This is a genomic window from Pantoea sp. X-Soil-TKNS-1211, assembly GCF_059730495.1.
Window position 1 is genome coordinate 197,796 of sequence record NZ_AP035957.1, and the last position, 19,156, is coordinate 216,951.

The window sequence follows — 19,156 nt, forward strand, 5'->3', positions numbered from 1 at the left end:
AGTTAATCTTGCAGAAACCTATGTTTATCTCAGCGCCCGCAAGGCCATTGTTTTCATAAAACGCAGTTCTTCCCGGCTGGTACCTGCCCGACTGGCGATCCGCAACCCATTGAGCAGGACAGCAAGATAAGCCGCCATTTGCGGTGCCGTTTGCTCTGTTGTGAACTCACCACATGCCTGACCACGCAGGATGGTCCCCTCAAACACACGCATCAACCGTTGCCCGGCAACCCTGTTTATCTGCGTAATCTCATCATCCTGGGTGCCAAATTCACAGATCGAGAGAATGCCGAGACACCCCTGAGCAGCCGGACGCGCGATAAACTGTTCGATAGTGTCCTCGATTGCCTGCGCTGGTGAATCGGTGTGAATCAGTGTTGTGATGATTCCACTGACGCTGTCATTCACATACATCGCCAGAGCCGCATCAAACAGCTGCTTCTTATCCCCGAAAGTATCGTAAATGCTTTGCCTGCTGAGTCCCATTGCTGACAAAAGCATTTCCATTGAGGTACCGGCAAAGCCATGTTCAGAGAACACGCTGATGGCACGATGCAGAACGTCTTCACGGTTGAATGCTTTACTACGGGCCATTACTCTTTCTCCGGGATGATGATTGAGAATCTACGCGGGTTTGCCCATAGCAAGTTTTACCGTCAGTGCTTTCTGGAATGATCAGTCCGAAATTTTACACTTTAATCTCTTTCAGATGCTTGTAGACAGTTGCGCGCCCCATCGACAGCACATTGGCTATGTAGTCAGCCGAATTACGCACGTTAAATGCCCCCTGGTGGTAAAGCTCGGTGACCAGCGCTTTTTTCTCAACACGCGTCAGGGTAGAAAGCGAGGTTCGATGTTCAGCCAGCCACTGATGCAGGAAGGTATTTATTTTTTCCTGCCAGTCATGCTTAAACAGTTGCGCAGGTTGGGGTTGCAGGCGATTTACAGACAAAAACAGTTCCAGCGCGTTTTTCGCGTCGTCCAGCAGTGAGGTACTGAAATTAATGCAAAAGATGTAACCCGGATCGCCAGAGAGATTTGCTCTGATGCTGACCGAACGCATCGTCTTGCCATCCCAGTTAAGTTTTTCATACGGACCGGTCAGCCGGTCCAGGTCATGCAGACTGAGTTCTTCCAACCCGGCATCATCACCGATACTGCGTTTAGACAGGTTATTGGCCAGATAGGCAATTTTTCCGTCTCTGACATCATGGACAGCGACTTCAACCGAGGGGAAAAAAAGCGCAGCAATACCGTCAGCGATCGAACACAGAGTATTGAATTGCTCCGTCTTCATCTCAGACGTAAGGTCCTGTGATTTCACATGTTACTCCCGATACGTGTTATGCCGTCTACTGTAGCCGAAACCGCGACGGGTTTCCCTGATTAATGCAGACACTTCGTCTATTTGCAATCACCACGCCTGTATTACTTTCTGGTCAGATCAAAACCGTATATTCCGCTTAAATTTTATTAACTCATTAATAATCATGAATATGATTATTGTTTCATGCCAGTTCTGCACCATACCTTCCTTTTAAAGCAATATACAAAAAGTACATTATAGAATATAAGTCCAAGTAACGGTAACTTTGAGACTAAAAGTCCAGAGGTGATTACCGGGATTGGCGCACACCCACACCGGAGGCCCTTATGCGCGCACTACCTGTTGTTTCTTCCCTTCTATTACTGCTGTCCTTATCGGTGCATGCCGCTGAACTTCCTGCCACGCTGCGGATTGGCACCGATCCTGGTTACGCTCCTTTTGAAAGCAAGGCAGCTGACGGTCGGGTAACCGGATTCGATATTGATTTGATGAATGCATTGTGCGAACGAATGAAAGCACATTGCGTGGTGGTCGAGTCGCCCTTTGACGCGCTGATCCCGTCGCTGAAGGCGAGGAAAATCGATGCCATTATGTCATCAATGTCTATCACCCCGGCCCGCCTTCAGGAAATCGATTTCACCGAAAAACTCTATTCAGCCAAAGCCCGCCTGATTGCCGTCAGAAATTCCCCTGTTCAGCCCACCGCAGCAGCCTTGAAAGGTAAAAATATTGGCGTGCTTCAGGGATCGATACAGGAAACCTATGCCAACAAATACTGGCGGACCTCTGGTGCTAACGTGGTGTCCTACCCATCTCAGGAAGATATCTATGCCGACCTGATTGCCGGACGTCTCGATGCGGCGTTTCAGGATGAGGTGGCCGGCAGTTTCGGCTTTCTGAAACAGCCATCAGGTCGCAACTTTGCTTTCGCCGGACCGGCTGTTACGGATGATCAGATTTTCGGTGTGGGTGTCGGCATGGGTCTGCGAAAAGGCGATGAGGTGCTAAAACAGGCAATCGATAACGCCTTTAACCAACTGAGGCAGGACGGCACCTGGCAAAAACTCAATGCCCGTTATTTCCCTTTTGATATTTACTAAGGAGCCTGTATGGCCATTGATACCCGTGTGCTGTTTAGCGCCCCAACCGGCACTGGCACGCAGACAGAAACGCTGATGCATGTGTTTACCGGAGGTAAGAGTGAGCGTGCGGTCTATATCCAGGCCGGGTTGCATGCAGATGAACATCCGGGAATGCTGGTAATTCAACATCTGCTGACACAGCTCAGTGATCTCCACAATCTTGATGCTTTAGACGGGAAGGTAACGCTGGTTCCCTATGCCAATCCCATCGGGATGATGCAAAACGTGCTGGGCTGCTGGACCGGTCGGTTCAACCTGGCGAACGGAGAGAATTTCAACCGCAATTTTCCTGATGTCGTCGCCGGACTTGAGGCGCTGTCGCCTCCTTATGATCAGCCTGAAGCGCTGTTCGCACAGATGCTGGCGGAAAAAGATCATGATGATGTCATCTTTGCGGCGAAAAAGGCGCTGTTACGTGAGGCCATCAGACACGATGTCATTCTCGATCTGCACTGTGATACCGCAGGCATTCTGCATCTGTACACACATGAACGTTATCCGCAACGTGCCGTGACCCTGGCGGCAGCCATTGGCGCACCCGTGGTGTTACTGGAAAGCTTTGCCGGTGGGGGTGCATTTGATGAAGCCTGCACGTTGGGCTGGCAGTGGCTGGCTGAAAAAGGACTAGCCCCCGCTGCCCGCATCCCCTTTTCCGCGTCGCTGGAGCTACGGGGACAGGCTGATGTCAGCGACGAATTAGCGGCAGAGGATGCACGCCGGATCATTCGTTTTCTGAAAACAGAGGGGATCATCACCAGCGGTGCTGAGGATGTCGATGAGCAGTCCAGGGAAAAGGTCAGTAGTTTTCCACTCGAAGGCGCAACACATCTCCCTGCTCCGGGTAATGGTCTGGTCGTCTGGAAAAAACAACCCGGTGAATGGGTTTCCCGGAATGAAATCATCGGTGAAGTGGTGGTGATGCAGGGAACTACCCGTGGGCATCGCCTGCCGGTTGTCAGCCCCATTGACGGGATCATTCTGGTTCAACCGTTAATGAAACTGGTCCGAACCGGACAGCGGGTGGCGCTCATCGCCGGAGGCACACCGCTGCCCGATCGGCGACAGGGAAAGCTGCTGATGCATTTCTGAGTTAATAATAAGCCCGGCTAAATCAGCCGGGTCTTTTTCAGGCGCACATCTGTTCCAGAATACTGAGTGCTATCTGAAGATCTTGCACGCCTAACCCGGTCAAATCTGCAATCGTGATGTCTGCTTCGTTCCGTTGATACAGTTCAGGTCGGGCCAACAATGTCCCGATTTCATGCACCCTTAACTTCACCGTACTTTCTACCCGACTCAGTTCACCGTAGGCATGGCACTGGCTGGCAGAATCGACCATGATGCACTGAGCCACCTTCACCAGCGCCGGATCCAGCTCCTGTTTACCTGGTGCATCAGCTCCGACAGCAGTGATGTGTGTTCCGGGGGCAATCCACGCTTTCTGTATCAGTGGCAGCGTCGAAGGCGTTGCCGTTACAATCAGCTGTGAATCCCGTGCAGCGATTTCTGCGTCCTGTGTGACCTGAATGTCCGCGTCCAGGTCAGACACTTTTTGCATAAAACGTTCAAGAGAGGCAACGCTGCGTCCCCATACCATGACACTGCGACAGGATGTGACGTTCAGCAGTTGCCTGAGTTGTAATTCTGCCTGTAACCCGGTGCCGAAGATACCTATCCGCTCCACACGCGCAGGCATCAAAATTTCTGCGGCAATACGGCCTGCCAGCGCGGTACGCATTGCGGTCAGCCAGCCATGATCGTTCAGCAATACCCGGGGCTGCCCGGTCACTGCTGAAAGCAGCATGATCAGTCCATCGTTACTGGCTAAACCCAGCTGTGGATTGCGGTAAAAACCGGTCGATATCTTCACGCTGAAGCTGTCGCCGCCGGTAACCCAGGCTGATTTGACACAGCAGTCGCCACCGGCCTCATCAAACAGAAACTGCTGCACTGGCGGCATCTGTACCCGCCCTTCAGACCAGGCGATGAAACCCGCTTTCAGTTTTTCCAGCGCGGGGGTTTCCTGATACAGCGCTCGGATTTCCGGTTCACTGAGGACTTTCATTGCACAGCTCCGATGAATTTCTCCAGGGTAATATTTCTGCCGCACAGAATCACCGCAACCCGCTTACCACGCCAGATATCGGCCTGTTGCATAAATGCCGCCATCGCCACACCCGCAGCCCCTTCCACTATCCAGCGTTCATGACGAGCAAGGAGTTGCATGGCTTCACGAATTTCACTTTCACTCACCAGTACACCTTCATCTATCACCTGCTGACACAGCGGAAACGTAATGGTGCCGGGCTCCAGCCCGCCCGCCGTTCCGTCAGAGAGGGTATCGTGCTCCTCTGGTTCGACAATTTCACCTGCGCGTAATGAGGCATACATCGCCGTTGATGCCGCAGGCCAGCAGCCAATGATACGGGTAGCCGGCGACAGTTGTTTCATCACCGAACCGATACCGGATATCAGCCCACCGCCCCCCACCGCCACGAACACGGCATCGAGCTGTTTTTCCTGTTCCAGCATCTCACAGGCAATGGTTCCCTGACCGGCGATAACATCGGCATCGTTATAGGGAGAAACAAAGGTGATCCCTGCGCGTTCAGCTGCACGCGCAGCCTCAAGCTCCACACTTAATGCATCAGTTTCCAGCGTGATGACCTTTGCGCCATAAGCCCGAATAGCATCCAGTTTCAGCGGCGAAGCACTGGCCGCTGCATAGACAGTGACCGGCACGCCCGCCAGGGCTCCAGCGAGAGCCATACCCTGCCCGTGATTGCCGGATGAAGCCGTGATCACTCCCTGCCCCTGCTGAGTCCGGGTCAGCAGGCGTATTTTGTTACTTGCACCCCGAAATTTGAATGAACCGGTATGTTGCAGGTGTTCGGCTTTCAGGAACAGCTCACAACCATACTGCTCAGAGAAGCGGTGGCTTTTGTCGAACGGGGTCATACGCACCTGCGGACGCAATGCGGTGTGAGCCAGTTGGCTGGACTGGCAGACGTCGGTTGGAAGTGACATGAGAACTCCTTGGTATGTATTTATTGTCCAATATAGACATTTAGTACATTATGTCTACCAGCAATTTTTTCATCGCTTTTCAGGCAAAGGAGAACCCATGAGTCATTACACCCAGCCGGACTATCGTCACTCGGCTCTGATCACCATTGATACACAGCGAGACACACTGGACGGGCAACCGCTGGAAATTCCCGGCACCAGCGCTGCATTGCCTAATATCGTGAAACTGGCCCAGGCATGGCGTGAAGTCGGTTTACCGGTCGTACATATCGTGCGCATCTATCAGAGTAATGGCAGCAATGTGGATCTCTGCCGACGCGAGGCGGTAGAAAGCGGCGCAGCTATCCTGCTGGAAGGTTCAGAAGGATGTGAGCTTGCGCAACCCCTGTTGCCGGAACCCGATATTCGCTTCGATAACAAGACGCTGCTGAATGGCGGTATTCAGCATATCGGATCGGGTGAGGTGATTATCTATAAACCCCGCTGGGGCGCGTTCTATCAAACTCCGTTGCAGGAATGGCTGGCCGGGCAGCAGATCGATACCCTGATCTTTGCCGGGTGCAACTATCCAAACTGTCCACGCACCTCGATTTATCAGGCCAGCGAACGTGACTATCGCGTCGTGCTGGCACAGGATGCGCTGTCCGGGCTGTATGAAAAGGGGCAACACGAACTGACCGGAATCGGGGTGCAGTTGCTGAATACGGATACCATCGTTAAGGCACTGAAGCAGGCTTTAATCAGCTGATGCTTCTTCTGGCTGCGCGCTGCGGCTACATTGCCGGTACTGACCCGGGCTGTAACCCGTAGCGCGTTTAAACGCGATACTGAATGCGGTATCAGACTGATAACCGATACGCCAGGCCAGTTCGCTTAGACTTTCGCTGCTGTGGCGCAGTGCTGTTTTTGCCATTAACAACCGCCAGCGGAACAGATAGTCGAGCGGTGTGTAACCAACCACCTTGCGAAAATGACTGGCAAAAGCGGTTCTGGACATGCTGACCTCCGATGCCAGTCCCTGTAGCGTCCACTTCCTGGCTGGCTGGGCGTGCATCATCGTCAGCGCACGCCCAATTTTGGCATCCGATAATGCGCCAAGCCAGCCGGTCGGTGATGTCGTACTCGCGATCCATGCACGCAGAACATTCACCAGAATCAGCGCAGCCAGACTGCTGCGAGCAACTTCTCCGCCAATGCTTTCCCGGTTGACCTCCTGTCTCAGCAGATTCATCAGGAGAGACAACGCAGTCGTATCTGACTCACTGGCTTTCAGATGGATCAGGGGCGGGAGATTATCCAGTAGCAGATCTGCCGCATCATGCTCAAAGGTGAAGCGCCCGCTGGCGAGACTGACGGGTGAGCAGACCGCATCCTCGCTGCCGCTAAAACGCACCACCCCATCTTCATTTCGATAACGCCGATAATTTTCGGGTCCGTCGAGAGGACGTGTCGAGGGATCGCTGGCGGAATAAAACGGATTCCCGCTGGTCAACAGGTAGATATCACCGGACTGTATCCGCACCGGTTCAGCGCCAGTAATCCCAAGCCAGAACTCCCCGGACAGCACACAGCCGAACTTGATGTGTTTATAAGCCGGAAAACGCAGCGCCCAACGCCCCACCCCTTCAAATCGTGAGGAGAACATGCTGTTAACCCGCAATGTTGAAAGTACGTCAGAAAGTGCATCCATTGTACTGTTAATAACCTTTTACGCGATTTATATTATTTAAAATACACCTCGCAGGCGAAATAATCCACGGCACTGACAATCAATCCGGAGCGGTTTCCTGCTCCAGCCTGTGGAGAGTCCCATGAAAGCCTGGCAGCTCGATTATCTCGGTGGCCCGTTTAGATTAAACGACGTCCCTGTTCCTGAAGCCCGAAGCGGCAGTGTCGTTATCCGGATGCATGCCTCATCCCTGATGTCCTATATGCGCGATTACGTTGAAGGACGCCTGTCGGTCTATCGGGCACCCGACAAACCTTTTATTCCCGGTGGTAATGGTACGGGGACGATTCATACCGTAGGAGAAAACGTCTGGCATCTGAAGGCCGGCCAGCGTGTCGTCATTTCCCCGCATCTGATGGCGCATGAAAACGTAAGCTCCCCCGGACAAATTCTGCTCGGCGTGACCGGACAGGGAGACGTCGCTGGCCGGATGCTGAACGACTGGCCCGACGGCACCCTGGCAGAGTATGCGGTACTCCCGGCCAGTCTGGTCACCCCGGCTGATGGTCTCGATTTCATGAGCGATGCGCAGCTGGCGATGAGTATGCGTTACACGGTGCCTTATGGTGGTCTGTTGCGTGGACAGTTTGCAGCGGGAGAATCTCTGGTGGTATCTGGCGCAACCGGAGCTTATGGCGCTGCTGCCGTATTACTGGCACTGGCAATGGGTGCCCGGCGGGTGATAGCCGTGGGTCGTAATGCTGCCAAACTGGATGCGCTGATTAAAGTGACAGGTTCCCGCGTAGTGCCGGTCGTTGTCACGGGCCATCCGGAGACAGACACTCAACTTATCCGCGACCATGCTGACGGCGATGTGGATATGGCTTTTGATATGGTCGGGAATGCCGGGGACCCGGCGATGACGCTGGCCTGTCTCCACAGCCTGCGCCACGGTGGACGTATCGTCCTTATGGGTAGCATGTCGGTCCCGCTTCCCCTCTCTTATACCGAACTGATGCTCAATAGTTGGGCGATTATCGGCAATTTCATGTACCCGCCTGCAGCTTACCGGCAGGTGCTGAACTTCTTTCGTGCCGGGCTGCTGCCGCCCGACGCCATCACTTCCCTTAATTACAGTCTGGCGGATGTGCCTGTGGCGATGGACGCCGCACGGCAGGCGACCGGTCTGCAATCCGTTGTTATCAATCATCAGGAGTAACTCTATGCGTCTCGTTCACCATGCATTCCGTCTATACCTTCCATCCGCTGAACTGGATGGAACTATCGCGTTCTATGAAACCCTACAGGGTATCCACTGCGATAAACGCCTGAGTTTCCCGGAACGCGGTATCGAGGTTGCCATTGTCGGGGCATTTATTCTGCTTGCCGGCAGCGACAGCGCACTGGAGGAGGTTCGCGCCCCCCAGGCACTGCTGGTTGTGGATGATCTGGATACTGTTCTCGACTGGCTCTCTGCTCAGGGCGCAACGCTTTTGCATGGTCCACAAGTGGCACCTGGAGGCCGCAATGCCACTGTCGCCCATCCGGATGGTCTGATTGCTGAATACTACCAGTCTGAATTCTGATAATTGATGTCCGGGGTCGTTCATCCCGGCCCCGTATCAATAAAGAGGTCATATCATGTCTCAAACCGTCCTGATAACTGGTTGTTCTTCCGGATTCGGTCTGGCAACGGCACAACTGCTTGCCAGCCAGGGCTGGAATGTCATCGCCACCATGCGAAAACCCGATACCACCCTTTTTCCGCCGTCAGAAAAGATTCTGGTGACACGACTGGATGTGGAAGACCCACACTCGATTACTACCGCCATCACAGAGGGAATCCGGCAGTTCGGCACCATAGATGCCGTGATTAACAACGCCGGATGGGGAATCAACGCCGTGTTTGAAGAGGTTCCCCAGGCCAGCATTGAGGAAATTTTTGCGGTGAACCTGTTTGGCGTTATGGATGTTACCCGTGCCATTCTTCCCCACTTTCGTGCTTACAGGAAAGGGACCATTATGAATGTCAGCTCAGGAGTGGGGGTTTTTGGTTTACCCCTCGCCACGCTGTACAACGCTTCAAAGTTTGCTCTGGAAGGGTTTTCAGAATCCCTGTCTTACGAACTGGATGGACTGGGCATCAGGGTAAAAATCGTTGAGCCGGGCGCAGTGCCAGAAACCGCGTTTTCCCGCAAGAGTCGCGCGCGTTCCGCAGAATATACTGCAATTGGTGACTACGATCGTTTCCGTTCTGATATGGCACGTCTTTACCAGGGATTCCGCTCTCGTGCAGATGCCGATGCAGTCAATAAAGTCGCCGCAGGTATCTGTGAGGCATTGATGGATGACGGTAACCAGTTGCGGTATGTGCTCACAGATGACATCAAGCCTTTCGTTAATGCACGCCGTGGTTCATCCGAAGAAGAATACATGGCTTTTATGCGCAGTGTATTCACGCCCGGTTCGGATGACTCACAGGATAAGTGATAAAATCCCGCGCCCTCAACGGCGCGGTGGTTAGCCTCACTCAAATGCTATCTGTAACTTCCCGGGCTGCCGCGATTGATACATCGCGTTGATGGCGCAGGGAAGCGCCTCGAAGCCCTGAACCGCATGGCTGTGTGGTTTCAACTGACCGGAAATCAACAACTGAGACAAGGCGTCCTCAGCCTGAAGTCGCTGATGGTAAAACTGATCCACCGTCCAGACATGGGAGCGGATATGTCTTTCCGCGATACGCTTCTCCACTTCATCACTGAGGCCAAAGTTCTGGCGCATGGTCGGTCGTACCGCAGGAGCGCTGCCAATTGACGGTGCATAGTAGGACGCAGCCGAACCGTAAGAAAACAGGCGACTATGGCGATTCATCCGGCGGGTTACGCGTTCAGTCAGCTCTCCGCCGACACCGTCAGAGAACAGGTCGATCCCTGCAGGAAATGCCCGTTGCAACAACCTGTCCAGCTCAGGTGAGGTGTAATCGATACAGTCATCAATCCCAAGCACTGATGTCACCCAGGCGCAGCGATCTGCGCCTCCGGCAAAGCCCACCACCCGACATCCGGCAGCCCGGGCGATTTGCGCCACGATGGAGCCTACTGAGCCGGTAGTCGCTGCAACAGCAACAGTATCCCGCGCCAGCAGCGGTCCATTCTGCTGGAGGCCAAACCATGCGGTCATGCCAGAGGTGCCAAAAATCTCCATCAGGGTTGAGACCGGCCACATCCTGACCATCGCAGTCCTGAAAACGTAGGCCCAGGGAGAATGGGTACCGTTCAACGCCTGCACCAGCTGGTTCGCTTCAGAGAATCCCACCGGAGTATCCCGACTACTGATCACCTGGTACTCCTGCCATCCGGCCTGACAGGCGATGATATCACCGACACAGAAAGCGGCATCGCGAGAGGCAACAACTTCCGCACAGGCATAATTGTTCAAATCCGTCTCGCCGGATTTAATCATGCCACGCAGGATACGCAGACGTGTAGCAGAGTGGATATTAATCAATTTCACCCGAATCAACGCTTCACCGTCTTTCAAAAATGGCATATCGCACTCTTTCATGCGGAAATGTTGCTCGTTCAGATCAGAACTATCAGTGATCCCGTCAACAACCCATTTACGGTAGGTGGCGGGCAGGAATGTGGGTGATGATATAGAGTCAGATTGCATAAGACAGGTTCTCCGCTGGCTGGAAAACCTTATGCTAACGTGGTCTGATATTAATTCGGATAACCAAAAGGCTGTATTTCTTATTTGAGAGTACAGAAATTCAAACAGACCTGCTCACAGCTCATTATTTATTATCTGCTCAGAGATAAGCCATAACTCACCGGCCAGCCCTGAGTCATCGAGTAAAGGATTTCCCTTTGCTACACGGCAATCCGCCCAGTATTCGCCCGATACCGATTCGGCAACCGGTGACGCAGCCAGCAGGCACTGCGTTGCCGCGCCCTGCCCGGGCGACTTCATAAAATGTTGTGCAATCAGCATCACCGCCTTCAGCGGAAAGGCGAGGTTAGCGTTAAGCTTTGTGCCCGCCGTTGCGCCCGGATGGAATGAATTCACACTGATGCCACGTGCACTGACCCGCCGGGACAGTTCTTTTGCAAACAGCGCTGTGGCAAATTTGGACTGGCCGTAAAACGTGAAAGGTTTATAAAACTGCCTGCCGTCCAGATTCGTAAACATCACCCCCTCCTTCGGGGCCTGCTGGATACTGGCGCTGGAGCTGCCAATAACCACCCTGCCGCTATTATCCGGTAACGGACATAACCTACATCAGGACCCACGAAGGCTGGCTGTATCTTGCCGTGGTTGTTGATCTGTTCTCACGCAAAATTATCGGCTGGTCCATGCAATCCCGGATGACAAAGGACATTGTCCTGAACGCACTGCTGATGGCTGTATGGCGGCGTAATCCCCAAAAACAGGTGCTGGTTCATTCGGATCAGGGCAGTCAGTACACAAGCCATGAGTGGCAGTGGTTCCTGAAATCACACGGCCTGGAAGGCAGCATGAACCGTCGCGGTAACTGCCACGATAATGCGGTTGCAGAAAGCTTTTTCCAGTTGTTGAAACGCGAACGGATAAAGAAAAAGATCTATGGAACGCGGGAAGAAGCCCGCAGCGATATTTTTGATTACATCGAAATGTTTTATAACAGTAAGCGTCGGCATGGTTCGAGTGATCAGATGTCACCGACAGAATATGAAAACCAATATTATCAACGGCTCAGAAGTGTCTAGATTATCCGTGGCGATTCAATTTTCCTTTAGCAGATGAAACCACAGTTGATGTCACTCGTGTATCTTAACGACAACTTTGCCCTTCGCATGTCCCTCCGCAAGATAGCCAAGCGCATCCTTGGTTGCTGCAAAGGGGAAAACCTTGTCGATCACGGGGATAATGTCTTCCGCTTCCAGGAGTTTACTAATTTGAGTCAGCTGATCGCCATCAGGTCGGACAAAAAGAAAGGAATATGCCAGGCCCCGCTTTCTGGTAAGGCGCATAATCTTGCGGCTCATCAGTCCAAACACTAAACGCAGGAGGAAGTTTAGTCCCCGTGTCCGGGCGAACGCAGCATCTAATGGGCCAACAAGAGAAACAATCTTTCCACCCGGCTTGAGAATTTGGGTAGACTTTTCAATTGAGTCACCTCTGATGGTGCCAAGAACCACATCGTAGTCACTCAGCTGTTTTTCAAATTCCTGTTTTTTATAATCAACCACTTCCTCTGCGCCAAGATGACTTACCCAACCGACGTTGTCTGTGCTGGTAGTCGTTCCCACCTTTGCACCAAATTGTCTGGCCAGCTGGATGGCAAAACTGCCGATCCCTCCGGAGCCTGCCGGGATGAAGACCTTCTGTCCGGGCCGCAAACCGGCGCGCTCTGTCAGCGCCTGCCAGGATGTGAGACTCACCATCGGGAGCGAAGCCGCCTGCACGAAATCCAGGTTTGCAGGTTTCATGGCCGCAGCGCTTTCAGGCACCAAAGCAAATTCGGCAAGAGAACCCGTTCCCCTGTCGAAAATGCTGGCGAAAATTTCGTCGCCTGGCTTGAAACGCGTCACGCAACTCCCCGCAGCGATGACAACCCCGGACAAGTCGCTGCCCAATGTGGCGGGGAGTTTAAAATGCAAAACCGGTTTGAATATTCCGGTTGGGATCATGTTATCAATCGGGTTCAGACCCGCAGCGTAAACTTCAACCAGGATTTCATCAGCAGCGGGGGCTGGATAATCGATGTTATCGAATCCAAGCTCAGGGGATTTACCGTAGCGTTTAAACGTAAATGCTTTCATCGTCTTATTCTTCATTTATTCTTTCGCATCAAGCTGAAGACTTTTGCGCACCACTTTATCCAGGAATGATGCAGGGGCGAATCTGAGAATAAAATTCAACTGACCTGCCAGCTTTCCCGCCGTATAGCGAATCTTTGGACGTGAAGTCTGAGCCGCTTTAACCACCACTTCAGCCACCACCTCCGGACTTTCCGCCTCAGCCATTGCCTTTCTCACCACTTTCGTCAGCTTAGCCCGGATCAGGTCATACTCTTCAAGCCTGGCATCCGGCTCAATATTATTGGCTTCAAACAGTGTTTTTATATAGGCAGGTTCAATAACAGAAACTCTGATGCCCTGCGTACGCAGTTCATGATCCAGTGCGCCCGTATACCCTTCCACCGCATGCTTACTGGCTGCATAAAGTGCCACATACGGCAGCGGAACGATGCCGAGTATCGAACCGATATTGATGATGCGCCCGCTGCCCTGATGTCGCATATGAGGGATCACCGCCCGGCTCAACCTGACGATGCCCAGAAAGTTGGTGTCGAAAATGTGTTTGGCCTGTTCGACAGAGCTTTCTTCCGCCGCCGCCGGAGCGACCCCAAAACCCGCATTGTTCACCAGAACATCGATCCGCCCCTCCAGACGCAGCAACTCCTCAATGGCGGCTCCGACAGAAGCGTCGTCCGTCACATCCAGCGTCAGAAACGGAAACGGATGTTTTCCCACCCGGGCGCCACGCCGGCTCGTACCATATACAGTAAATCCAGCGGCTAAAAGTTTACGGGCAGACGCTTCGCCGATACCTGAGGACGCACCGGTAACCAGTGCTATACGTTTTTTTATCATGCTGAAAAAGCCTTCATGATGTGTTTAAGGTTTCTCATCGCTGATGAGACGACAGGCTGTAAGGGATTTAGGTCGAATAACAGCCGGAAGACCGTTCTGCACAGTGCACCTCATTGATTACAGTGCTTTATATCGTTCAGCGGCTTCATCTTGTTTGATGTCTGAAAACAGAGCCTGACGCGAAGCATCAAGAGTGTCCCAGCGGGTTGCATTATGTAAAGGCGGGATGGTAACCAATTCACGGCGATCAAAGCCGACCAGTGCGGCATCCACTAACTCGCCCACTTCCATGAATTTTGCCGAATTACTGATGTCGATACCTGCACGGTCCCAGATTTCCGTGTAGGTGCCGGCAGGAAGCACCGCCTGGACATAAATGCCTTTAGATGACAGCTCTACATTCATTCCCTGAGAGAGGAAAAGAACAAAGGCTTTGGTTGCGCCGTAAACCGTCATGGCAAATTCCGGAGCGAGGCCTACGATAGAGCTGATGTTGACGATCGATCCTTCACCCGCTTGCACAAAGCGAGGTGCCACGGCCCTGGCCAGTCTGGTCAGGGCTGTGACGTTGAGCGCGATAAGGCTTTCTATCGAATCAGGCGTCTGCTGTGTAAAACTGCCAGACTGCGCGATACCCGCGTTATTGATGAGGATGCCAATCTGCGCGTCTTCACGCAGGCGGGCTTCGACCGTGGCTAAATCACTCGCTTGCGTGAGATCAGCAGGCAGAACGTCGACAGAAATAGCATTTTCCTGTTGCAGACGTGCGGCCAGTATCTCTAACTTCGCTTTGTCGCGCGCGACCAGAACAAGGTCGTGGCCCCGGCGGGCAAAACGTTCCGCGTAAACAGCACCAATACCCGTGGATGCGCCTGTAATCAGAACTGAAGCTTTAGTCATAAGTATATCTTCTTTATTAATGTGTAAGCAGAATCCGCAATGTGTGATGTGTGCAGAACCGGGACAGCAATGCTTTACTTGCCGGCCTCAGTAAGCGACGGGTAATCGGTATATCCCGCAGCGCCACCGCCATAAAGTGTTTCAGGATTGAGTGAGACCAGAGGCGCCCCCGTCTTCAGCCTTTCGACCAGATCCGGGTTAGAGATGAACGGGCGACCAAACGCGAACAGATCGGCTTTGCCCTGCGCAAGCTGATCAGAGGCCAGTGCCAGGTCATAGCCATTGTTGCCAATGTAGGTGTTTTTAAAACGCCGGCGCAGGGCGTCGTAATCGAACGGTGATACATCACGCGGACCGCCTGTCGCGCCTTCAACTACATGGAGGTACACGATTCCCAATGCATCGAGTTGTTCAGCGAGGTAATTATATTGTGGCTGCGGATCACTGCAGGAAATCGCATTAGCAGCTGAAACCGGTGAAATACGCACGCTAGTGCGCTCTGCACCGATCTCATCTTTTACGGCCGCTGTGACTTCCAGCAGCAGGCGCGCACGGTTCTCGACAGAGCCGCCGTATTGATCAGTACGCTGATTGGCACCGTCTTTAAGAAACTGTTCCAGCAGATACCCATTGGCACCGTGGATCTCAACGCCGTCAAACCCGGCGGAGATGGCATTGGCCGATGCCTTTCTGAAATCGTCGATAATTCCCGGTATTTCATGCAACTCCAGCGCACGTGGCTCAGAGACGTCAGCAAAACTGTTGTTCACAAAGGTCTTGGTCTCAGCACGAATGGCAGAAGGAGCTACCGGTGCAGCGCCACCGGGCTGTAAATCAACATGCGAAATTCGTCCTACGTGCCATAGCTGTACAAATATGCGCCCACCTTTGGCATGCACAGCGTCGGTCACTTTGCGCCAGCCATCAATTTGAGCCTGCGTATAGATCCCCGGCGTATCCTGATAACCCTGCGCCTGCGCAGAGATCTGCGTTGCTTCGGTAATCAGCAATCCTGCTGATGCACGTTGGGAGTAGTAGGTCGCCGCCAGTTCACCCGGTACCAACCCTGCTCCTGCACGGTTACGCGTCAGTGGTGCCATCACGATATGGTTGGCAAGTGTTACAGTCCCAAGGACGTAGGGTTGAAATAGTTCTCTGTTCGTCATGTTCAATACCCAGCTAAGTGATGATTAATGGCAATAATTTAATGATGATGATTGTAATCTTTAAAGTCAACTGGTTTGATTATGACCATCATCAATGTATACTCAGCCTTATATTTCGGGAGGATTGAAAACATGAAAGTGTCAAAAGAGCAGGTTCGGGAAAATCGAATGCGCATTGTTGAAACGGCCTCAGAACTTTTTCGTGAGCGCGGTTACTATGGTGTAGGCGTTGCTGAATTGATGGCAGCCGCAGGCTTAACCCACGGAGGATTCTACAAGCACTTTGGTTCCAAAGCTGACCTGATGGCCGAGGCAATGAGCTGCGGTTTCACGCAATCCGCAGAAAGCACGGCGAGTGTGGACCGTCAAAAATTGATTGAATACTACCTCTCCCGAAAGCATCGCGATGATATGGGTAAAGGGTGTGTGATGTCGGCACTCGGTGCCGATACAGCCCGTCAGTCTGAGTCAATAAAGGGGGAGTTCGCCGCCGGCATTGAACGCCAACTGGCAGTTTTAGGAACTGAAAATGGAACGCGTGCTGATCTGATAGACACCATTGCGCATCTTGTGGGCGCCTTGGTGCTCTCTCGTGCTTGTCCTGATAACTCAGAGCTGGCTGATGAGATTCTGGCTGTATGCCGCATGCGGCTTCTCAATCAGAATGCTCATACGGACTGAATGTGCCGGGCTCCGGTTATTATTTTCTGAACTGTGCATATAAATAAATCACCAACGCATCTAACGGCCTGTGTCCAAATATCTTTGGCCGAAACGAGCAAAAGCAGACGTTCTCACTCAACGGTGAATGACTAACGTTGTTTGGTGAATCATAAATATGGCGTGAGAGCAGCGCTTCGGGCCGCCCCGGATTGTCCGGCGTGTGGGCCTGCACCGCAAAACTTTGGCTATTCCTTCCCGTCACATTGTGACGACTTCGCCAGCACCTTCGCGGGTTCCGGACCGTTCCCATCACCTGGCTTGACCTTAAGCTGCCAGCAGTTCTGCGCAGCCCTAACCGAGGCGTGAGCAGGCGTCTGGATATATAGGGTCAAATCCACAGGATAAAGGTGAAGTTTTTACTTAAACGAAGCGCTATCGCTTCGGTAAGTGCTTTGAGGTCAAATCCGTAGACTCACCAACAGTGGAGTGAGGCTAATTCAGTACATGAAACGGAGGTCTGATCTTCTCACGCTAAGCCAGTGACACTGGAGCATCTGCTCGCGTGTCGCTGAGGCCATTTACTTTTTCGGGGGGATTCTGCGCCGCAGGTAATTGGCTGCAAGTGCCGCAATGAGGCCGCACAGGCTCATCAGCAGCCAGGCTGTAAGGAAGGAGTCGGGTGTATCAGCTTTCCCGCTTAGCGCAACAAAGAGCGCCACTCCGATCGCCGCACCAATCTGGCGTGAGGTGTTGATGAGCCCTGTACCTGTCGAATACAAATGTGCCGGAAGCCCGGAAATGGCTCCTGCCATAAAGCCCGTTTGTGCGATACCCGCACCGAGTCCTGTCATAATTAGACCGGGCAAAAAGTTCAGTAACCAGGCATCATTTGTATAGCTGCGGAGCGTACTAAACCACCAGAGTCCGCTCAGGAAGTACAGTACAGAGCCTGCGACAGCAAGGCTTTGCGGGCTGGCCTTTATCCTCCCAATAAGCAGCGAGGCGATAACGGCAGTGCCGGGTCCTGCAGCAAAAGCCAGACCTGCCTGCGTGGCAGTCAGGTGCCATGCCTGAGTCAGGAACATCGTACCGCCGAGTAACATAACGGCAAAGCTTATATAAAAACATCCCATGCCTATTGTTGCCGTTGTGAAAGCCCGGGAATGGAAAAGGCTCAGGTCCAGAAGAGGACGGGAGGATTTCAGACAGTGGTAAACAAATACTGTCAGAATAACGATAGCTCCCACACCGCCCGTGATAATACCGGCTTCATGGATGGCCCATTCCGATGCGTGAGCTATGGTGCTCGTAAGGAGTGCTATCCCAGACGTCAGAAGAGTACTTCCCATGATATCCGGCGCCGGCCCGGTATGTGTTTTACTCTCCTGGAGGAATCGGGTGCAGATCAGCGCCCCGACAACAATCGGTACATTGATAAAGAAAATCAGATGCCAGTCAGCCTGAACCAGAAAACCGCCCAGTACCGGACCGGCCGCAGCTGCAATAGAGCCAGTGGCTGCCCAGTATCCAATTACCTGCTTATGCCTTTCCTGAGAATATGCACCCAGCAGCAACCCAAGGCTTGTCGGGATAAGCATTGCCGCCGCAACCCCCTGAACTGCCCGTGCGGCGATGAGTATCCAGAGCGTGGGGGCAATTCCGCAGAGCAAGCTTGAAAGACCAAACAGGGCCAGACCTGCGGAAAAAATGGTCCGGCGACCATATCGGTCGGCAAACCGGCCACTCAGCACCAGTGTGGAAGCAAAACAGACTGAAAAGATTGTCAGGATAAGTGAGAGTGAGGCGGCTGGCTGTCCGGAAAAGCTGCGGCTGATCGACGGGAATGCCAGATTGACGACAAACAAATCCAGTGAGCTGAGGATGCTGCCCAGCCCAATTGAAAGCAGGCCTGCCGGGTGCATCCGTGACTGTGAACTTTCTGGCATAGCTGTTGAATTAAGGTTCATTGTTCCTCTCTGTAGGAAGCTTTGCTCATTGACGGCGGGTTTGCAATATGCGCGTATATACCCGCATATTGCAACGAGCGGCATCGCTTTACAACCCGCAACTTCATAAACAACCTGCCCAGCGCGTGTGGGTGTGTAAGTATCAGAGGGCCCCTGTTCGCGAGTGGGCTGTGGACTCAGAGATAATGTGGGTATATGCTCGTAACCCATCTGGTTTGCTGAGTTTGAAACGAGCACTGAATATGAGTTCTCCCTGCTACTGTAAAAATCTGCGTGATTTCACACGAAAGATGACAGCTATTTACGACGCTGAGCTGGCTGCCTTTGGTATCAATATTGCGCAGTATTCATTAATGAGACTGGTTATCAGTAATAACCCCATCAGCCTGACGCGGCTCGGTGAGATCGCCGGGCTGGATCGCTCAACGATAGGACGAAACGTTACCGTTCTTGCGCGTCAGGGGTGGTTACAGGTTGACCGTGATGGCGGAGACAAAAGACAGCAACAGGTTTCCATTACCCAGGAAGGTAACGCGTTAATCAGTAAAGCATTGCCGGCCTGGCAGCACTGCCAACACATCATCGAAGAACGTCTTGGTGCAGACAAAGTCGGGGTACTGCAGCACATTTTTCACCAGATCTGAATTGCAGATTACC

20 protein-coding genes and 1 pseudogene are annotated in these 19,156 nt (G+C 52.9%); 9 read left to right on the forward strand and 12 right to left on the reverse strand.

Annotated features, from left to right (window positions below; genetic code table 11):
• Window positions 1-24 precede the first annotated feature (24 nt).
• Entirely contained in the window at window positions 25-594 is a 570-nt protein-coding gene (locus tag AC6I8W_RS27550) for a TetR/AcrR family transcriptional regulator (protein WP_497839404.1), read from the reverse strand.
• A gap of 94 nt (window positions 595-688) precedes the next feature.
• Window positions 689-1,297, reverse strand: a complete 609-nt coding sequence (locus tag AC6I8W_RS27555) for a helix-turn-helix transcriptional regulator (protein WP_497839405.1) — start codon at window positions 1,295-1,297, stop codon at window positions 689-691.
• A 356-nt stretch (window positions 1,298-1,653) separates the two neighbouring features.
• Between AC6I8W_RS27555 and AC6I8W_RS27560 the strand changes: the two genes are divergently transcribed.
• Both AC6I8W_RS27560 and AC6I8W_RS27565 read left to right on the forward strand, forming a co-directional pair.
• Window positions 1,654-2,427, forward strand: a complete 774-nt coding sequence (locus AC6I8W_RS27560) for an ABC transporter substrate-binding protein (protein ID WP_497839406.1) — start codon at window positions 1,654-1,656, stop codon at window positions 2,425-2,427.
• A gap of 9 nt (window positions 2,428-2,436) precedes the next feature.
• Window positions 2,437-3,558, forward strand: a complete 1,122-nt coding sequence (locus AC6I8W_RS27565; RefSeq protein WP_497839407.1) for a succinylglutamate desuccinylase/aspartoacylase family protein — start codon at window positions 2,437-2,439, stop codon at window positions 3,556-3,558.
• A 37-nt stretch (window positions 3,559-3,595) separates the two neighbouring features.
• On the opposite strand, the gene AC6I8W_RS27570 is transcribed toward AC6I8W_RS27565, so the two are convergent.
• Window positions 3,596-4,534 carry a Rossmann-fold NAD(P)-binding domain-containing protein gene (locus AC6I8W_RS27570; RefSeq protein WP_497839408.1) on the reverse strand — a complete coding sequence of 313 codons (939 nt, stop codon included), beginning with the start codon at window positions 4,532-4,534 and terminating at the stop codon, window positions 3,596-3,598.
• Complete coding sequence (locus tag AC6I8W_RS27575; protein WP_497839409.1) at window positions 4,531-5,496, reverse strand: threonine/serine dehydratase; 966 nt, start codon at window positions 5,494-5,496, stop codon at window positions 4,531-4,533. Before AC6I8W_RS27575 ends, AC6I8W_RS27570 begins: the two co-directional genes overlap by 4 nt.
• 97 nt (window positions 5,497-5,593) lie before the next feature.
• Here AC6I8W_RS27575 and AC6I8W_RS27580 point away from each other — a divergent pair, with 97 nt between their 5' ends.
• Window positions 5,594-6,244 (forward strand): cysteine hydrolase family protein, encoded by a 651-nt coding sequence (locus tag AC6I8W_RS27580; protein WP_497839410.1) that lies wholly within the window; start codon window positions 5,594-5,596, stop codon window positions 6,242-6,244.
• On the opposite strand, the gene AC6I8W_RS27585 is transcribed toward AC6I8W_RS27580, so the two are convergent.
• The gene (locus AC6I8W_RS27585) at window positions 6,233-7,186 is read right to left on the reverse strand and encodes an AraC family transcriptional regulator (RefSeq protein WP_497839411.1); all 954 of its coding nucleotides are present in this window, start codon (window positions 7,184-7,186) and stop codon (window positions 6,233-6,235) included. The genes AC6I8W_RS27580 and AC6I8W_RS27585 overlap by 12 nt on opposite strands.
• Before the next feature lie 121 nt (window positions 7,187-7,307).
• Between AC6I8W_RS27585 and AC6I8W_RS27590 the strand changes: the two genes are divergently transcribed.
• Genes AC6I8W_RS27590 through AC6I8W_RS27600 form a run of 3 tightly spaced genes read left to right on the forward strand, consistent with a single transcriptional unit; the run spans window position 7,308 to window position 9,655 of the window.
• Entirely contained in the window at window positions 7,308-8,384 is a 1,077-nt protein-coding gene (locus AC6I8W_RS27590; RefSeq protein WP_497839412.1) for a zinc-binding dehydrogenase, read from the forward strand.
• A gap of 4 nt (window positions 8,385-8,388) precedes the next feature.
• Complete coding sequence (locus AC6I8W_RS27595) at window positions 8,389-8,751, forward strand: VOC family protein (protein WP_497839413.1); 363 nt, start codon at window positions 8,389-8,391, stop codon at window positions 8,749-8,751.
• A 55-nt stretch (window positions 8,752-8,806) separates the two neighbouring features.
• Entirely contained in the window at window positions 8,807-9,655 is an 849-nt protein-coding gene (locus AC6I8W_RS27600) for an SDR family oxidoreductase (RefSeq protein ID WP_497839414.1), read from the forward strand.
• Between the two features lie 36 nt (window positions 9,656-9,691).
• Here AC6I8W_RS27600 and AC6I8W_RS27605 read toward each other — a convergent pair whose 3' ends face one another.
• Entirely contained in the window at window positions 9,692-10,837 is a 1,146-nt protein-coding gene (locus tag AC6I8W_RS27605; RefSeq protein WP_497839415.1) for an MDR family NADP-dependent oxidoreductase, read from the reverse strand.
• A gap of 114 nt (window positions 10,838-10,951) precedes the next feature.
• Window positions 10,952-11,356, reverse strand: a complete 405-nt coding sequence (locus tag AC6I8W_RS27610) for an SDR family NAD(P)-dependent oxidoreductase (RefSeq protein WP_497839416.1) — start codon at window positions 11,354-11,356, stop codon at window positions 10,952-10,954.
• 71 nt (window positions 11,357-11,427) lie between these two features.
• Here AC6I8W_RS27610 and AC6I8W_RS27615 point away from each other — a divergent pair.
• Window positions 11,428-11,913 (forward strand): annotated as a pseudogene (locus AC6I8W_RS27615) (IS3 family transposase); the annotation flags it as partial.
• A 51-nt stretch (window positions 11,914-11,964) separates the two neighbouring features.
• Here the strand turns inward: AC6I8W_RS27615 and AC6I8W_RS27620 are convergent.
• The 4 genes from AC6I8W_RS27620 to AC6I8W_RS27635 form a co-directional block, all read right to left on the reverse strand.
• Entirely contained in the window at window positions 11,965-12,984 is a 1,020-nt protein-coding gene (locus tag AC6I8W_RS27620) for an NADP-dependent oxidoreductase (protein ID WP_497839417.1), read from the reverse strand.
• Entirely contained in the window at window positions 12,985-13,803 is an 819-nt protein-coding gene (locus AC6I8W_RS27625; protein ID WP_497839418.1) for an oxidoreductase, read from the reverse strand.
• 117 nt (window positions 13,804-13,920) lie between these two features.
• Window positions 13,921-14,703, reverse strand: coding sequence for an SDR family NAD(P)-dependent oxidoreductase (locus AC6I8W_RS27630; protein ID WP_497839419.1), 783 nt, complete (start codon window positions 14,701-14,703; stop codon window positions 13,921-13,923).
• A gap of 74 nt (window positions 14,704-14,777) precedes the next feature.
• Window positions 14,778-15,869, reverse strand: coding sequence for an alkene reductase (locus AC6I8W_RS27635; RefSeq protein WP_497839420.1), 1,092 nt, complete (start codon window positions 15,867-15,869; stop codon window positions 14,778-14,780).
• A 132-nt stretch (window positions 15,870-16,001) separates the two neighbouring features.
• Here AC6I8W_RS27635 and AC6I8W_RS27640 point away from each other — a divergent pair, with 132 nt between their 5' ends.
• Complete coding sequence (locus tag AC6I8W_RS27640; protein WP_497839718.1) at window positions 16,002-16,550, forward strand: TetR/AcrR family transcriptional regulator; 549 nt, start codon at window positions 16,002-16,004, stop codon at window positions 16,548-16,550.
• A gap of 560 nt (window positions 16,551-17,110) precedes the next feature.
• Here AC6I8W_RS27640 and AC6I8W_RS27645 read toward each other — a convergent pair.
• Window positions 17,111-18,499: an MFS transporter gene (locus AC6I8W_RS27645; RefSeq protein WP_497839421.1), complete on the reverse strand. Its 1,389-nt coding sequence runs from the start codon at window positions 18,497-18,499 to the stop codon at window positions 17,111-17,113.
• A 290-nt stretch (window positions 18,500-18,789) separates the two neighbouring features.
• On the opposite strand from AC6I8W_RS27645, the gene AC6I8W_RS27650 reads away from it, so the two are divergent.
• Window positions 18,790-19,143, forward strand: coding sequence for a MarR family winged helix-turn-helix transcriptional regulator (locus tag AC6I8W_RS27650; RefSeq protein WP_497839422.1), 354 nt, complete (start codon window positions 18,790-18,792; stop codon window positions 19,141-19,143).
• The last annotated feature ends 13 nt before the right edge of the window (window positions 19,144-19,156 follow it).

What these genes read in the sequence shown, in the direction of transcription:
- AC6I8W_RS27550 (WP_497839404.1), bottom strand. Translation starts at nt 594, where the DNA reads ATGGCCCGTAGTAAAGCATTCAACCGTGAAGACGTTCTGCATCGTGCC.
- AC6I8W_RS27555 (WP_497839405.1), bottom strand. Translation starts at nt 1,297, where the DNA reads ATGAAGACGGAGCAATTCAATACTCTGTGTTCGATCGCTGACGGTATT.
- AC6I8W_RS27560 (WP_497839406.1), top strand. Translation starts at nt 1,654, where the DNA reads ATGCGCGCACTACCTGTTGTTTCTTCCCTTCTATTACTGCTGTCCTTA.
- AC6I8W_RS27565 (WP_497839407.1), top strand. Translation starts at nt 2,437, where the DNA reads ATGGCCATTGATACCCGTGTGCTGTTTAGCGCCCCAACCGGCACTGGC.
- AC6I8W_RS27570 (WP_497839408.1), bottom strand. Translation starts at nt 4,534, where the DNA reads ATGAAAGTCCTCAGTGAACCGGAAATCCGAGCGCTGTATCAGGAAACC.
- AC6I8W_RS27575 (WP_497839409.1), bottom strand. Translation starts at nt 5,496, where the DNA reads ATGTCACTTCCAACCGACGTCTGCCAGTCCAGCCAACTGGCTCACACC.
- AC6I8W_RS27580 (WP_497839410.1), top strand. Translation starts at nt 5,594, where the DNA reads ATGAGTCATTACACCCAGCCGGACTATCGTCACTCGGCTCTGATCACC.
- AC6I8W_RS27585 (WP_497839411.1), bottom strand. Translation starts at nt 7,186, where the DNA reads ATGGATGCACTTTCTGACGTACTTTCAACATTGCGGGTTAACAGCATG.
- AC6I8W_RS27590 (WP_497839412.1), top strand. Translation starts at nt 7,308, where the DNA reads ATGAAAGCCTGGCAGCTCGATTATCTCGGTGGCCCGTTTAGATTAAAC.
- AC6I8W_RS27595 (WP_497839413.1), top strand. Translation starts at nt 8,389, where the DNA reads ATGCGTCTCGTTCACCATGCATTCCGTCTATACCTTCCATCCGCTGAA.
- AC6I8W_RS27600 (WP_497839414.1), top strand. Translation starts at nt 8,807, where the DNA reads ATGTCTCAAACCGTCCTGATAACTGGTTGTTCTTCCGGATTCGGTCTG.
- AC6I8W_RS27605 (WP_497839415.1), bottom strand. Translation starts at nt 10,837, where the DNA reads ATGCAATCTGACTCTATATCATCACCCACATTCCTGCCCGCCACCTAC.
- AC6I8W_RS27610 (WP_497839416.1), bottom strand. Translation starts at nt 11,356, where the DNA reads ATGTTTACGAATCTGGACGGCAGGCAGTTTTATAAACCTTTCACGTTT.
- AC6I8W_RS27620 (WP_497839417.1), bottom strand. Translation starts at nt 12,984, where the DNA reads ATGAAGAATAAGACGATGAAAGCATTTACGTTTAAACGCTACGGTAAA.
- AC6I8W_RS27625 (WP_497839418.1), bottom strand. Translation starts at nt 13,803, where the DNA reads ATGATAAAAAAACGTATAGCACTGGTTACCGGTGCGTCCTCAGGTATC.
- AC6I8W_RS27630 (WP_497839419.1), bottom strand. Translation starts at nt 14,703, where the DNA reads ATGACTAAAGCTTCAGTTCTGATTACAGGCGCATCCACGGGTATTGGT.
- AC6I8W_RS27635 (WP_497839420.1), bottom strand. Translation starts at nt 15,869, where the DNA reads ATGACGAACAGAGAACTATTTCAACCCTACGTCCTTGGGACTGTAACA.
- AC6I8W_RS27640 (WP_497839718.1), top strand. Translation starts at nt 16,002, where the DNA reads ATGAAAGTGTCAAAAGAGCAGGTTCGGGAAAATCGAATGCGCATTGTT.
- AC6I8W_RS27645 (WP_497839421.1), bottom strand. Translation starts at nt 18,499, where the DNA reads ATGAACCTTAATTCAACAGCTATGCCAGAAAGTTCACAGTCACGGATG.
- AC6I8W_RS27650 (WP_497839422.1), top strand. Translation starts at nt 18,790, where the DNA reads ATGACAGCTATTTACGACGCTGAGCTGGCTGCCTTTGGTATCAATATT.